The sequence below is a fragment of the Labilithrix sp. genome (assembly GCA_019637155.1).
Lineage (GTDB): Bacteria > Myxococcota_A > Polyangia > Polyangiales > Polyangiaceae > Labilithrix.
On sequence record JAHBWE010000001.1, the window covers coordinates 822,091 to 834,447 of the forward strand.

Annotated in this window: 11 protein-coding genes; 10 read left to right on the top strand and 1 reads right to left on the bottom strand. The window is 70.7% G+C overall.

The window, feature by feature from the left end; genetic code table 11:
- Positions 1–32: 32 nt before the first annotated feature.
- The gene (locus KF837_03570) at positions 33–302 is read right to left on the bottom strand and encodes a helix-turn-helix transcriptional regulator (protein ID MBX3226359.1); all 270 of its coding nucleotides are present in this window, start codon (positions 300–302) and stop codon (positions 33–35) included.
- A gap of 438 nt (positions 303–740) precedes the next feature.
- Here KF837_03570 and KF837_03575 point away from each other — a divergent pair, with 438 nt between their 5' ends.
- From KF837_03575 to KF837_03620, 10 genes are all read left to right on the top strand, one after another.
- Positions 741–896 carry a hypothetical protein gene (locus KF837_03575; protein ID MBX3226360.1) on the top strand — a complete coding sequence of 52 codons (156 nt, stop codon included), beginning with the start codon at positions 741–743 and terminating at the stop codon, positions 894–896.
- Positions 897–903: 7 nt separating this feature from the next.
- On the top strand, positions 904–1,155 hold the full coding sequence (locus KF837_03580; protein MBX3226361.1) for a DUF1883 domain-containing protein: 252 nt from the start codon (positions 904–906) through the stop codon (positions 1,153–1,155).
- Positions 1,156–1,175: 20 nt separating this feature from the next.
- Positions 1,176–1,811, top strand: a complete 636-nt coding sequence (locus KF837_03585) for a hypothetical protein (protein MBX3226362.1) — start codon at positions 1,176–1,178, stop codon at positions 1,809–1,811.
- Positions 1,812–1,963: 152 nt separating this feature from the next.
- Entirely contained in the window at positions 1,964–2,758 is a 795-nt protein-coding gene (locus KF837_03590) for a hypothetical protein (GenBank protein MBX3226363.1), read from the top strand.
- A gap of 109 nt (positions 2,759–2,867) precedes the next feature.
- Positions 2,868–4,634, top strand: a complete 1,767-nt coding sequence (gene rseP, locus KF837_03595; GenBank protein ID MBX3226364.1) for an RIP metalloprotease RseP — start codon at positions 2,868–2,870, stop codon at positions 4,632–4,634.
- Positions 4,631–6,658: an IPT/TIG domain-containing protein gene (locus KF837_03600; GenBank protein ID MBX3226365.1), complete on the top strand. Its 2,028-nt coding sequence runs from the start codon at positions 4,631–4,633 to the stop codon at positions 6,656–6,658. The genes rseP and KF837_03600 overlap by 4 nt, the downstream gene beginning before the upstream one ends.
- Positions 6,659–6,663: 5 nt before the next feature.
- Positions 6,664–8,748 (top strand): hypothetical protein, encoded by a 2,085-nt coding sequence (locus tag KF837_03605; GenBank protein ID MBX3226366.1) that lies wholly within the window; start codon positions 6,664–6,666, stop codon positions 8,746–8,748.
- 8 nt (positions 8,749–8,756) lie between these two features.
- Positions 8,757–10,058: a Sun protein gene (locus KF837_03610; protein MBX3226367.1), complete on the top strand. Its 1,302-nt coding sequence runs from the start codon at positions 8,757–8,759 to the stop codon at positions 10,056–10,058.
- A 462-nt stretch (positions 10,059–10,520) separates the two neighbouring features.
- Entirely contained in the window at positions 10,521–11,822 is a 1,302-nt protein-coding gene (locus KF837_03615; protein MBX3226368.1) for a 2-oxo acid dehydrogenase subunit E2, read from the top strand.
- 142 nt (positions 11,823–11,964) lie between these two features.
- Positions 11,965–12,273, top strand: coding sequence for a hypothetical protein (locus tag KF837_03620; GenBank protein ID MBX3226369.1), 309 nt, complete (start codon positions 11,965–11,967; stop codon positions 12,271–12,273).
- Positions 12,274–12,357 lie beyond the last annotated feature (84 nt).

Consider the following 12,357-nt stretch of genomic DNA (forward strand, 5'->3'; position numbering starts at 1 on the left):
GCGGGCCGTGCTCTTGCTTGGGCGGCGCCTCGCTAGCGTCGAGGGCGTCCCCTCGTTCGCTTCTTCTTCGGCCCCTCCAACTCCTCCTCGAACATCTCGACCACCCGGACACCGATCGCGTTGGCGATCCTCACGAGGGTCTCGAGCGTGACGTTCTGTGTCCCGTACTCGATGCGCTGAAGGTTCGGCACGGTCGTTCCGATCGCCTCAGCAACGTTCGCCTGCGTCAGACCGTGTCGCTCACGTAGCTCCGCGATTCGCCTTCCGACGTGGGATTTCAGCTTCTCCGCGTCTTCCACCACGAAGAAGAGGGCCCTCGTTGCCTCCTCTCAAAAACCCTCGTATGTGATTTCGATCGAGGGAGGAAGAAGCCACCGGCTCCGCCGACCATGGCCCCGATCATCGGGCCCATGTCTTCGCTCGCCTTCGCCTCGGAAGCCTTCTCCTCGGCCTCCTCGACCTTCATCGGCCGGGCGCACTTCGGGCAAGTCGCAGCCTGATCCGAGACCTCCGTTGAGCAATCCACGCACGTAACCAGCGCCATCGGCTCGTCGTCTGGGCCGGTTTCGGGGCTCACTCCCAGCCGAACCAAGCCGAGCTGGTCCTCGCTGCGATGGGAGGCGCCGTGTTCGCGATCCTCGGCGCCATCCTGGGGAAGTCGTCGAAAAAGTCTGCCGGATGAGCTTGATCGTCCGTTCAGGCCTGCTACGACGATCAGTATCGAGAAGGGACGGTTCGAGATGGCTGGAAAGAGCAAGGGTGGTGGCAACGGTTCTCACAAGATCGGTCGTGACGCGCGCACGGGGCACTTCATCCCGGTGAAGGAAGCGGAGCGCCGTCCGAACACGACGACGGTGGAGCGGATCCCGAACCCGTCGCCCAAGAAGGGCAAGTAGGCATCCGATGGCTGGCGTTTGGGAAGTGAACACAGGCCCGACGAGCGCCATCGTCGTGGAGATGAGCGGCAGCGCCGCAGATGTTCTCGTAGTCGACCAGCAGAACCTCCACACATGGAAGCGAGGAGGATCCGTCCGCTACAAGGGCGGATTCTTTGAGCAGTCGCCCGCCGTCATTCGTCCGGGTCGAGGACACTGGTTCGTGATCGTCGATCCGCAAGGCGGAAGAACGGACGTCAAGATCAGCGTTCGCGGGTAAGCAATGGTGTAACGGCCATCATGACGATCATCGTCGCAGTCCATGGAGCCGAAGGAATCGCTGTTGGCAGCGACCAACGACGCTTTGAGATCGACGGATCTCACCGCGATGATTATCCGAAGGCGTTCAGGCTCACGAAGGATCTGCTCATTGCGCATGCGGGCCTCCTCGAAATCGGTGGCGTGAAGCTCGAAACGCTGATCCGCTCGGCGGGTCCTGCATCGACAGACGCGAATGTGCAATCCGCCGCAAGACTCGCGGCGGATGCAATCATCGAACGCCTTCGCGCCTCCGACCATCAAGAGGCGATCGAGGTTCTGCTCATCGGTCGCGCGACTTCCACAGCGAGAGGACTCGGCGAGTTACGTGCTTTTCGTATCGAGCGGGTTCTTGACCGCTACGAGGTGCAAACGCCCCCCGGCATTGAGTCTTGGACGGGACCCGAGATGCGCGCACTTGGCGACGGACCGGCCAGAGCGGCGGTAGCGAAACTGGCCGGCACGATGAACTTCAAACAGATGAAACAGAAGGATCTCAACCTCCGCGTTTCGGAGTTGATCCGTGAAGGCATACGCGCGAGCGGCCCGCACCAGCACTTTCCCCACGAAAAAACCTGTGGGGGCGCTCCCCACGTGTTTCAGAGGAAGTTGACCTAGGTAGCCTGCCCGAGACACCGACCGGAGCGTCCGTGACGCGGCTGCACCGAAAGTCCGGGGTGCGCACCGAAACGTGGCCGGGGTAGAAGCTTTGAGGGCAAAGCCAACCCAAGCCGTGGCGCGATGCGTATGGCGCCTTATGGTGATCGGACATGTTTCGGTCGCTCCTGCACCGCGTCTTTCAGCGGACCGAAGTGGCGGTCGACGAGGGCGGCGTGCGGCTGACGAGGGCGCGCGGCCCGAGCGTGTACGTGCCCTTCGCGGAGATCGAGGCGGCCACCGTCGTCGAGAGGCTGGGTGGGGGGGCGCTCAGGCTCGAGCGAGCCGGCGGGGCGCGATGCGTCGTGCGGGCGAGCCCTCGCGTCATGGCGTCGATCATGCACGACGTCGAGGTGTGGCGGGTCGCCGAGCGCCCCGCGCCGATCGCCGCGCTCGCCCGCGCCGATCGCGATTTCGTGGGCTGGCTTCGCCGGATCGCGCGGAGGCGCGTCGAGGGCTACCGGAGCGCGTCCCTCGACGCGGGGGCGCTCGTCGCGATCCTGGACGACGCGCGCGCCGACATCGAGCAGCGCGCCGCGGCGGCGCACGTGCTGCTCTCGACCGACGACGACGGTGACGTCGTCGCCGTCGTCCGGGCGCTTCGTCGCGCGCTGCCACCCGCGGTCGTCGCCGCCGTCTGGCTCGGCCCCGGCGGCGACGTGCTCGTCACCGATGCCGCCCGTGACCAGGCGGTCGCGCTCCTCCCTCGCGTCGATCGCGCCTCGGTGCTCGCCGCCGCGCCGGCGCGCGATCCGGCCACCCGCGCACGCGCCGCGAGCGCGCTCGAGGCCGTGGGGCGAGAGACCAGCGTTCGCGAACGTGCCGCGGCACGACCCGTTCGCGCGGCCGGCACCTCGAAGTACCGCGGCGGCTCGCCCGTCACGCAGGCCTACGTCTGGGGAAGGTGAGGCTCCTCCCGCCGCCCTTGTCGTCGTCGTGCTTGCTGGCGCGGCGGTGGCTCGCGTGGGAGCTTGACGCCGGGGCCGTGCGAACGGATGAGGAGGCGGGCCGCGCCGCGTGGACTTCCTCTACTTCGTCCTCTTCATCAGCATCCTGATCTTCATCCATGAGTTCGGGCACTTCGCGTTCGCGAAGCTGTTCGGGGTGAAGGTGCTGACGTTCTCCATCGGCTTCGGGCCGAAGGTGCTGAAGGTCCGCGGCAAGGAGACCGAGTACTGCATCGGCCTGCTCCCCTTCGGCGGCTTCGTGAAGATGCTCGAAGAAGGGAAGGCCGAGCAGCCCATCCTCCCCGAGGAGAAGCACCGCACCTTCGAGGCGCAGCCGCTGTGGAAGCGCGTCGTCATCGTGCTCGCGGGGCCGGCGATGAACCTCGTGTTCCCCGTCGCGCTCTACACGTCGGTGTACCTCGAGGACAAAGAGTTCCTCCCGCCCACGGTGGGCGCCGTGCTGCCGGGCAAGCCCGCCGACGGGAAGCTGTTCCCCGGCGACACGATCACCGCGATCGACGGGAACGCCGTCGCGAGCTTCCCCGAGGTGCAGAAGGCGTTCGCGAAGAACGCCGGCAAGTCGCTCCGCGTCACGCTCGACCGCGACGGGAAGACGGTCGACGTCGACGTCACGCCGAGCGACGAGATCGAGGTCGTCGAGCCGAGCGAGCTCGAGCTGTTCGAGCACGTCGGGCGCGTCGGGATCGCGCCGACGTTCGCCGCGTCCGTGATCGGCATCCCGCGCACCGACTCGCCGGCGTGGCGCGCGGGGCTCCGGACGTTCGACCGCATCACCGCCGTGAACGGGCGCAAGGTCGAGACGCTCGTCGACCTGATGAAGATGCTCTCGCAGAACCGCGGCGACAACGTCGTGCTCACGTACGTGCGGCCGGTGCCGGTGCCGCAAGGGCTTGGAGGGTTGGCCGACTTCGCGGTGCTCGAGACCGGCATCGCGTCGCTCGCGCCGCGCGCGCGGGCGGACGGGGCGATCGTGAAGGAGGGGGACCCCGAGGCGCGCGCGAAGGACGTGTTCGAGCGGACCGGGATCGAGGGCGTCGAGATGTACGCCGCGTTCGTGCCGGAAGGATCGAGCGAGCACAAGATGGGGCTCCGCGCCGGCGACCGCATCGCCCTCCTCGACGGCGTCCCGCAGAAGATGTGGAAGGTCGAGCGGCGCGGCGGCCACACGATGGCCGACAACTCGCTCGTCGGATCGCTCCTGCGCGAGCCGAACCGCGTGCACGAGCTCGTGTGGACGCGCGACGGCGAGCGCATGTCCGGCACGTTCCAGCTGCGGAAAGAGCGGTGGGACGACGACCTCGGGCAGCACTACGAGCGCTACGTGTTCCGCACCACCCACTGGCAGCCGCGCGTCGCGGCCAAGCTCGTGCCGAACCCGCACCCCGTGCTGTATGCGGTGCGGCGCGGGTTCGAGGAGACGCTGAACGCGATCAAGTTCATCGCGGTCGGGTTCGTGCGCATCGCGCAGGGGCGCGTGAGCCTCGCGACCGTGAGCGGGCCGATCACGCTCTACGACGTGGCGGGGGACGCGGGCGCGAAGGGGACCACCTACTTCGTGTGGGCGATGGCGGTCACGAGCGTGAACCTCGGGCTCTTGAACCTGCTGCCGATCCCCGTCCTCGACGGGGGGCACCTGCTGCTCTTCTTCATCGAGTGGATCCGCCGTCGCCCCGTCAGCGTGCGGACCCGCGCGCTCTCGAGCCTCGTCGGCATCAGCGTCCTCGCGCTGCTCATGCTCGTCGCCTTCAAGAACGACGTGTCCCGCAAATGGCACTGGGACGCCGTCGTCAGCCAAGTCCGGGAGATGGTCAATTGAGCGCCCAACGTTTTTTTGCCTGCCTCTTCGTGCTCCTCTGCCTCGTCGCGCCCGCCGGCTGCGAGGACGGCGGCGGCGCCGCGCCCGCGCCCGCGCCCGACGGCGGGACCACCACCGCGCCGACGCGCCCGATCACCGAGCCCGTCTCGCGCGTCGATCCGGACGAGGCGGACAAACCGACCGCCGCGAAGCTCGAGCCCGCGGCCGCGGCGCTCGGATCGATCGGCCCGACCGTCGTCGTCACCGGGACCGGGTTCGTGCCGCGCTCGGTCGTGCGCGTCGACGGCGTCGCGCTCGAGACGAGCTTCCGGAGCGAGACCGAGCTCGCGGCGACGATCCCGACCGAGAAGCTCGCGGAGGTGGGGGAGCTCGCGGTGTCGGTGCGCACGCCCGCCCCCGGCGGCGGCGACAGCGAGGCGCTGCCGTTCGCGGTCGAGAACCCGCCGCCGGAGGTCATCGCGCTCGATCCGCTCTCCGTCGTCGCCGGCTCCGGCGCGACGAAGGTCACCGTCGTCGGCACCACCTTCGTGCGCGGTTCGAAGATCATGTTCGGCACGACCGAGCTCGCGACCACCTTCAAGGACGCGGAGCACCTCGAAGGGACGATCCCGCCCGCCGCGCTCACGGTGTCGGCGAGCGTCCCGGTGTCGGTCACGACGCCCGCGCCCGGCGGCGGGGCGTCGACGAAGATCGCGTTCACGATCTCGAACCCCAGCACTACGATCGAGAGCATCACGCCCAACGGGACTATCGTTGGATCCGGCGAGCTCGAGCTTATCGTCAAAGGTACTGGATTCGTCGGGACGAGCACGGTCCTCTTCAACACGACGAAGCTCACGCCGATGGCGGGGGGGACCGCCGGCGAGCTGAAGGTGACCGTCCCCGCGAGCGCGACCGCGTTCGTGGGAGACCTCCCCGTCGCGGTCGAGAACCCGCCGCCCGGCGGGGGCGTCAGCGAGCCCGTCGTCTTCAGCGTGACCAACCCGGCGCCGGTCGCCACGTCGGTCACGCCGCCGTCGATCCCGGCCGGCTCCGGCCAGACGCCGGTCACCGTGAACGGGAGCGGGTTCGTCAACGGATCGAAGGTGATCGGCATGACGCCGGTCGCGGCGACGACGTTCGTGAGCGCGACGCAGCTCCGCGTCACGCTCACGCCGGCGCACCTCGCGAAGGTCGGGAGCCTCGCGCTGAAGGTGCAGACCTCCGCGCCCGGCGGCGGCACCTCCGCCGACGTGACGCTCGAGCTCCCGGTCGCGGCGCCGAAGGTCACCGCGGTGGAGCCGTCGTCGCTCGTCGCCGGCGCGGCCGACACGCCGATCACGATCCGCGGGAGCCTCTTCGTCGCCGCGACGACCGCGACCGCGGGAGGGCAGCCGCTCGCGGTGACGTACAAGAGCGGCTCGGAGCTCTCGGCGGTGCTCCCCGCCGCGCTGCTCGCGCAGCCGGGGCCGATCCCGATCGTGGTCACGAACGCGGGCGCGACCGGCGGCTCGAGCGCGCCGGCGAACGTGACGGTGGGGTGCGATCCAGGCGGAGACGTCGTCGCGAACCTCACCGACACGACGACGATCCACGCGTTCGACACCGAGCTCGCCGGCGCGCCGCTGCTCTCGCGGTGGACCTCGGACGGGACGTGCCCGAACGTCACGCTCTCGCCCGTCATCACGAAGCAGCCGGGGCGCTTCGCGGTGGTCCAGAACGGGACCGCGGGCCCGATCACGCTGTCCGCGTGGGCCGACTGCACGAACGACGGCAAGGGCGCCGCGTTCCTCGCGCTCTATCGCCGCGCGAGCGCGCCGGCCTCCGATCCCGAGCGGCAGCAGTGCACCGGCTTCGTCGCCGACGGCTCGCCGCACGTGAGCCCCGACTCCGGCGGGAGCGCGAATTGCCCCGGCCTCACCAAGGCGAACGGCGGCGGCATCACCCTCGCCGCGTGCGAGCGCGCCGTCGTCCACATCCAGCCCTTCGACTTCGCGAGCACGACCTTCACCCCACCGCCGACCCTGAAGATCAGGGCGGAGTGAGCACCATGAGCCTTCACCGTCTCTCCTCCTTCTTTGTCGGCGTCGTCGCCGCCTTCGTCCTCCTCGTCGCCGCCTGCTCCGGCGGAACGGAGCCCGGCCCCGAGGCCGCCAACCCCGACGCCGGCGGCGGCCCGCCCCCCGCGCAGCAGCCGGACGCGGCGAAGAAGGATCCGCCGCCGCGCCCGATCACGGACAAGCCGCCGCCGGAGGAGCCGGACAAGGCGGAGGAGCCCGTCCTCGCGTCGATCGCGCCGGAGAAGGGAATCGTGGGGTCCGCAGATCTCACGATCGTCGTGAAAGGCAGCGATTTCGAGCCGCGCTCGGTCGTCCAGCTCGACGGCGCCGACCTCCCGACCTCGTTCACGAGCGCGACGGAGCTCCAGGCGACGATCCCGAGCGCCAAGCTCGCGGCGGTCGGGCGGCCCAGCGTCACCGTCCACACGTCCGCGCCCGGCGGCGGCACGAGCAAGGACCTCGTGTTCGCGATCGAGAACCCGAAGCCGGCGCTCACCGCGCTCGCCCCGCTCGCCGCCCTCGCCGGCGCCGGCAACACGCCCTTCACCGTGACGGGCAGCGGCTTCGTCGCGGGCGCGAAGATCCACTTCGGCACCGCCGAGCTCGCCACGACCGTGAAGTCGGCGACCGAGCTCGAGGCGACGATCCCGCAGGCGCTCCTCAGCGCGTCGACGAGCGTGCTCGTGAAGGTGCTCAATCCGGTCCCCGGCGGCGGCGCCTCGAACGAGATCGCCTTCACGATCACGAACCCGAGCGCGACCGTCACCTCGATCACGCCGGACAACAAGGCGATCAACGCGGCCACGTTCGAGCTCACCGTGAACGGGACCGGCTTCGTGCCGGGCAGCGGGATCGTGTTCAACGGCGCGCCGCTCACCACCACGCTCGTCGCGGGCAACCAGCTCCGAGCGAGCGTCCCGCAGGCCGCGCTCGCGGCGCCGGGAGAGGTCCCCGTCGCGGTGTCGAACCCGCCCCCCGGCGGCGGTGTGTCGAACCCGGTCGCGTTCAAGGTCCTGTACCCGACCCCGCTCTTCGCGACGGTGAGCCCCGTCGCGCCGTCGACGATCCCGGCCGGCTCGGGGCCGACCGAGATCACGGTCACGGGCTCGCGCTTCTTCGAGCAGTCCGTCATCACCATCGACGACGCGCCCGCCGTGACGACGCTCGCGGAGCCGACGAAGCTCAAGGCGACGATCACCGCCGCGCAGCTCGCGACCGCGGGCACGCTCAAGATCAAGGTCGTGAACCCGGAGCCGGGCGGCGGCCCCACCACCGCGACGAAGGACGTCTCCGTCACGAACGGCAAGCCGACCATCAACGCGGTCAACCCGTCCGCGATCGCGCTCGGGAGCCCCGACACGCCGCTCACGATCCTCGGCGCGGGCTTCGTGGCGACGAGCACGGTGAAGCTCGGCACCACGTCGGTCCCGGCGACCTACGTCGACGGCAGCCGCCTCACGGTGGTGGTGCCGGCGTCGATGCTGCAGAACGGCGGCACGTCGATCAACGTGACGGTGACGAACCCGACGCCCGGCGGCGGCACGAGCACGGTTACGCCGGAGTCGAAGATCCTGGTGCAGTGCGAGTCGACCGGCGTGCACGTGCACATGGACACGGCGACGCACACGCGCACGATCGACTGGGCGCTCTCGCCGCAGCTCACGCGCTGGGCGGCGCAGGGCGGGCAGTGCCCGAACGTCCCGTTCATCCCGGCCGAGCAGCCGTCGCACTACGTCATCGTCCAGAACGCGACCGCGGGCAACCTCACCCTGTCGGCGTGGGCAGAGTGCGCGGACGACGGCAAGGGCGACGCATTCCTTGCATTCTACAAGCAAGCGACGGAGCCGGCGACGGAGGCCGAGCGCAAGGCGTGCACCGGCGTCGTGTCGGAGGGCGGCTCGACGTACAAGAGCCCGGAGTCGGGCGGGAGCGCGTTCTGCCCCGGCCTCACGAAGGGCAACGGCGGCGGGCTCGTGCTGAAGGCGTGCGAGCGCGCGGTCGTGCAGATCCAGACGTTCCGCCACGAGGACGCGGCGTACTCGTCGCCGCTCAGCCTCAAGATCAAGGGCGAATAGCTCCGCGTATGCCTGCTCCGCCCACGGCGCGCGGCGTCGCCGCGACCGTCCTCGCGCGCGTCGCGTCCGACGCGGCCTTCGCCGCCGCCGCCCTCGACGCGGAGCTCGAGCGCGCGGTGCAGCTCGAGCCGCGCGATCGCGCGCTCGCGACGGAGCTGGTCTACGGCGCGCTGCGGCTCTTGCCGTGGCTCGAGGAGCGGGTCGCGCGCCACGCCACGCGCGGGCTCGACGCGGTGGAGCCGCTCGTGCGCGCGCACCTCGTCCTCGCGGCGTACCAGGTCCTCGTCCTCACGCGGGTCCCTGCGTTCGCGGCGGTGAACGAGGCGGTCACCGCGGTGCGCGGGCTGCGCGGCGCGAAGGTGGCGGGGTTCGCGAACGCGGTCCTCCGCAAGATCGCGGCCGAGCCGCGGCCGAGCGAGGAGGAGCTCGCCCGCGCGGCGCTCGCGTCGGTCGACCCGGCGCTGCGTGACGCGGTGGTGCGCGCGATCGGCGAGGAGGAGGCGCGCGCGATCTTCCTCGCCGGCGACGCGCCGCCGCTCGGGCTCCGGATCGAAGACGCGTCCGCGCGCGACGCGTGGCTCGCGCGCTTCCGCGAGGCGCGGCCGCACGCGACGTTCGAGGCCGGCCGCGCGTCGCCGCACGCGATCGTGGCGCGTGGCGCGGGGAAGCTCGCGGAGCTGCCGGGCGCGGGCACGGAGGCGTGGACGGCGCAGGAGGAGGGCTCGCAGGTCGTCGCGCTCGCGCTCGGCGCGCGCGCGGGCGACGTCGTCCTCGACGCGTGCGCGGGGCGGGGGAACAAGACGGGTCTCCTCGCGCGCGCGGTCCTGCCCGGCGGCGCGGTGGACGCGGCGGACCTCCACCCGAAGAAGCTGGAGCGCCTCGCGCGCGAGCTCGAGCGCATCGGCCTCGCGCCGCGCGCGACCTTCGCGGTCGACTGGGCGCGCGGCGCCGGCGGCGCGACGGGGCCGTACGATCGGATCCTCGTCGACGCCCCGTGCTCCGGCACCGGCACGCTCCGGCGGCGCCCCGAGCTCGCGCTGCGCCGCGCGCTCGGCGACGTCGCGGCGCTCGCGGAGACGCAGCGCGCGATCGTGCGCCGGGCCGCGACGCTGCTCCGCCCCGGCGGCCGCCTCGTCTACGCGGTGTGCAGCGTCCTCCGCGAAGAGGCGGAGGACGTCGTCGCCGACGCGCCGAGCCTCGCGCCCGCCCCCTTCGACGCGAGCATCGCGACGGGCGAGACGACGTTCCGCTTGCTGCCGTCCCGCCACGGCACCGACGGCTACTTCCTCGCGTCGTTCGTCAGGACGTGATCCGCAGGGGGGCCCGCGGTGCGAGGCATGCGCTACATTGGTGGGCATGATCCATCGTCGTGCGCAGCGACTGCAGTCGCGTATCGACGGCCGCGTTCGGGCCGCGCGTCACGAGGACGCGGTCGTTCGCGATCAGCACCTGCGCCGGCGTCCCGCCGACCGGCGTCGTCGCGAGCTCGCGCTTCGCGTCGGTCGTCGAAGGTGAGCACCGCCTTCGCGTCCTCGTCGGCGACGAAGGCGAGGCGGCGCTCGCCTGCGAGGCCGAGCGCGATCGTGGAGCTCGCGGTGACGGGGCCGACCGGCCGGATCGGCGCCCCCGGCGCGGCCTGCGGCGGCGACCCCGCGGCGGCGAGAGCGGCGGGATTTTTCACCAAAGGGGAGGGACGGGCCGGGCGTGGCGCGATTCAACGGGCCGAAAAGGCGCGTGAACTCGGCCCGTGCCTAAGGTAGCTTGGCCCCGAAATGATCGACGTTACGGTGCCGCAGCTCGGCGAGAGCGTGACTGAGGGGACCATCACGAAGTGGCTGGTCAAAGAAGGCGACGTGGTCACGAAGGACCAGACCATCGCCGAGATCGCGACGGACAAGGCCGACAGCGAGCTCCCCGCGCCCGCGGGCGGTCGCGTCGCGAAGCTCCTCGCGAAGGAAGGTGACGTCGTGCCTGTGCGCACCGTCATCTGCCAGATCGACGAGAGCGCCGCCGGCACGGGCACCGCTCCGCATCCCGCGTCGCCGAACATCGCGACGAAGACGGCGGAGCCGCAGCCGCCGTCGAACCGGCCGCCGGCGAGCGCGCCGCTCGCGACGCCGTCGACGCGCCGGGTCGCGCTCGAGCACGGCGTCGATCTGAAGAGCGTCACCGGCACCGGCGAGCACGGCCGCATCACGCGTGACGACGTCGCGCGCGCGGCGGCGCCCGCCTCGTCCCCGGCGCCGACCGTCGTTCATCGCGGCGGTGACGCGCCGGCGATCGCGCGCATCATCAACGAGGGCGGCGGGTTCCAGCCGCCCGTCCCCGGCGCCGGCTTCGGCTCGTTCAAGCTGCCGGCGTACCGCGAGAAGCCGGGCGACAAGGTCGTCCCCTTCACGCGTCGCCGCCGCATCACGGCCGATCACATGACGTACTCGAAGCAGGTGTCGCCGCACGTCGTGACGGTGGCCGAGTGCGATCTGTGGGCGGCGTCGAAGCTCCGCGACGCGCACAAGGACCGTTACAAGAAGGAGGGCATGAGCCTCACGATGCTCGCCTTCGTCGCGGTCGCGGTCGCGCGCGCGCTGCGCGAGAACCCGACGATGAACGCGCGTGTCCTCGACGACGCGTACGTCGTCTACAAGGACATCAACCTCGGCGTCGCGGTCGACTCGCCCGACGGCCTCGTCGTCCCCGTCATCCGCCGCGCCGACGAGCTCGGCGTCCGCGGCATCGTCCGCGGCATCGACGACGTCGCGACGCGCGCGCGCAACGGCAAGATCACGATCGACGATCTCTCGGGCTCGACGTTCAGCGTCTCGAACCCCGGCCTCAAGGGGAACCTCTTCGGCGTCGCGGTCATCAACCAGCCCAACGTCGGCATCCTCCGCATGGGCGAGATCAAGAAGCGCGTCGTCGTCGTCGAGGGCCCCGGCAAAGAGGACCAGATGGCGATCCACCCGGTGATGTACATGGCGCTCAGCTACGACCACCGGATCGTGGACGGCGTCGCTGCGAACACCTTCCTCTGGCGCGTCCGCGAGATCCTCGAAAAGGCGGACTTCGAGGTGTAGACTGTGCCGGGTTGAGCCAAAAACGGCACAACCCGCAGCGGGGCCGGCCTCCCCGTTTGCTAGAATTCCAGGGGAACTGAACATGGACTCATCCTTGCGTCAGCGAGCTACGGGAGCATCGCGGAAGCGGAAAGGCACAAGGATGCAACGAAGCCTCTATCGGATTGCGATTCTGGCGGTCGCCTTCTCCGCCGCCGTCGTGGGCTGCGCGGCCGAGAGCACGCCAGACCCCGGCCCGCAAATCGATCCGCTGAACCCGCAGCCGCTCCCGCCGGTCATCACCGACGACGACGACGACGGTGAGGTGACGAGGCCCGGTCAGTCGGACGGAACGTCGGGCAGCAACTCGAACGGCTCGTCGAGCGGCTCGTCGTCGGGCGGCTCCTCCTCCTCGGGCGGCCCCGGCAGCAGCGGCAGCAACCCCAGCACCGCCGACGCCGGCGACCAGTAGGGACGCACTCGCGCGTCCCAGCGCGCAGGCGTCGAACAAGCCATTTTTATGGCGTGCACGACTCTCCAGCACGCCACAACTGCC